Consider the following 2,126-nt stretch of genomic DNA (forward strand, 5'->3'; position numbering starts at 1 on the left):
CGGCGGCCAGTTCCAGGGTCGGCACGCCGGCGTGAAGCTCCGCGAGCAGGCGGGCCGCATCCCCGGGCAGGCCGGGCGCGATGCGGGCCAGGGCCTCGGCCGCCGCGCGCAGCACCTCCTGCCGCGCCGTGTCGACCGGGGCGTGCGTGTCGTCCGCCATGCTTGTCTCCTCCGTCGGGTCTTGCCGCCGCGGGACGAGCCTGCGCCGGGGCGGCCGCCATCGTCCAGCATCCCGCGCCGGGCGCTGACGACGGCCGCGGAAGGAGTCTAGACTTGCCGCATGAAGATGACGTTGCAGGACCTTCTCGCCCCGGTGACGCCGGAGCAGTTCTTCGCCGAGTACTACGACCGCCAGCCCCTGCACGTGCCGGGTGGCGCGGCGAAGTTCGCCGCCGTGCTCGACTGGGCGGGCATCGATGCGCTGCTCGGCATGACGCATATCTGGTCGGAGACCAGCCTGCGCGTCGTGATGGACAGCGTCCCCGTCCCCCCGGCCCAGTACAGCGCCAAGGCCACGTCGCGCGACGGCGCGCCGGTGCTGCAGCCGGTCGCGGGGAAGGTGCAGGAATGGGTCGCGCGCGGCGCCTCGGTCGTGATGAACGACGTGGACAGCCTGACGCCAGGGCTCGCCGCCGTGTCCCGCGCGCTGGAGGATGCCGGCCTCGGCAAGGCGCAGGCCAACGTCTACATCTCCTTCCAGTCGCACAAGGCCTTCCACTCCCACTACGACACGCACGATGTCTGGGCGGTGCAGGTCGAAGGCGAGAAGGCCTGGAACATCTGGGAAGGGCGCGCCGAATGGCCGATCGCCCATCCGCTGTTCCGCGGCCAGCCGCAGGCGCATCACGACCAGGCGAAGGGCCGGCTGCGGGAGAAGGTCGTCATCCGGAAGGGCGACCTGCTCTACCTGCCGCGAGGCTGGTATCACGATGCGCTGGCAGAGGCGCCGGATTCCGTCCACATCGCCTATGGCGTGCACGCTGCGCTCGGCATGGATGCCCTCAATGTGCTGACCGAGCGCGCGCTGTACGACGCCCTGTTCCGCCAGCCCTTGCCGCGGCAGGACGGCAGCCCCGCGGCGCGCGAGGCGTTGTCGCGGCGCCTCGCCGCCATCGGCGGCCGGCTGTCGGACCTTTCGCGCGATCCGAAGGTGCTGGAGGTGCTCGAAGGCTTCGTGCGCGGCCATCGGTTCGAACGCGGTGGCTACGACCTCCAGGCCGCGCGCGCCGGTGCGCCCGCCGCCGGCACCCAGGCGGCCGGCCGGCGCTTCCGCGTGGTTGGCACCGCGCGTCCGGTCCGGCGTGGAAACGAGTTCGGCCTGAAGACCGATGGTGGGGTGATCGCGATGTCATTGCCGGAGGTCGAGGCCTCCGCCTGGATCCTCGCCCGTCCCACCTTCACCGAGGCGGAGTTGCGCGCCGCGTCCCCCGCGCTGGATGCCGCCGCGCTGATCGACCGGCTGAAGGCGGTCGGGGTCCTGGCTGCGGCATGAGGCTGCGTGGACTCCTTATTCTCCTCCTGCTCGCCCTCGCGCCCGGCGCGGTAGCGCAGGCCCCCGCCTTTTCCTGCGTCGGCGCCGAGCAGCTCGAGGAGGATGTCTTCGCCATCCCCTTCGCGCGCGGGTCCGCCGCGCTGACGGATGCCGCGCGCACGCCGCTCGCCGCGGCCGAGGAAGCGCTGCGCGCTGGCCCGGACCGTGTCGCCTGCCTGCTTGGCCATGCGGGCCAGGAAGGCGGGGCGACGACCTCGATCCGCCTTGCCGCCGAGCGCGCGCGCGCCGTCGCCAACGCCCTTGCCGCGCGCGGCATCGCGCGGGACCGGCTGCGGGCAGAAGCGCGCAGCGCCCAGTTCAGCCCGCGCGTTCGGGCCGCGGAGCCGCCGTCGCGCACCGTCAGCATCGTGGTGCTGCCCGCGCCCTGAGGTCGGCGCGTTTTTCACGCCGACCGTGTCGCGCGGGCGCTTGCGGAGCCCGCACGAGCCCCGTCATGTTGCAACTGCGTTTCCCCCCGAAGGGCCCTTCATGCGCCTGTCGTTCCTGGCGATGGCCGCCGGCCTCGCGCTGGCTCCCCTCGCCGCCATCGCGCAGCAGGCCGGGCCGCCGCGCGCCGCCCTGCCCGCCCCGCAGC

At 73.5% G+C, this 2,126-nt stretch carries 2 protein-coding genes; both read left to right on the forward strand.

Translation table 11 applies throughout. The annotated features are described in order from the left end of the window. The first annotated feature begins 280 nt into the window (after positions 1 to 280). On the forward strand, positions 281 to 1,492 hold the full coding sequence (locus HW577_RS24120; RefSeq protein WP_198378641.1) for a cupin domain-containing protein: 1,212 nt from the start codon (positions 281 to 283) through the stop codon (positions 1,490 to 1,492). Then, positions 1,489 to 1,920 (forward strand): OmpA family protein, encoded by a 432-nt coding sequence (locus HW577_RS24125; RefSeq protein ID WP_198378642.1) that lies wholly within the window; start codon positions 1,489 to 1,491, stop codon positions 1,918 to 1,920. Before HW577_RS24120 ends, HW577_RS24125 begins: the two co-directional genes overlap by 4 nt. The last annotated feature ends 206 nt before the right edge of the window (positions 1,921 to 2,126 follow it).

This window comes from Neoroseomonas rubea (assembly GCF_016106015.1).
Lineage (GTDB): Bacteria > Pseudomonadota > Alphaproteobacteria > Acetobacterales > Acetobacteraceae > Neoroseomonas > Neoroseomonas rubea.

Excerpts from the sequence above, each read along its gene's own strand:
- HW577_RS24120 (WP_198378641.1), top strand. The coding sequence starts at position 281 with ATGAAGATGACGTTGCAGGACCTTCTCGCCCCGGTGACGCCGGAGCAG.
- HW577_RS24125 (WP_198378642.1), top strand. The coding sequence starts at position 1,489 with ATGAGGCTGCGTGGACTCCTTATTCTCCTCCTGCTCGCCCTCGCGCCC.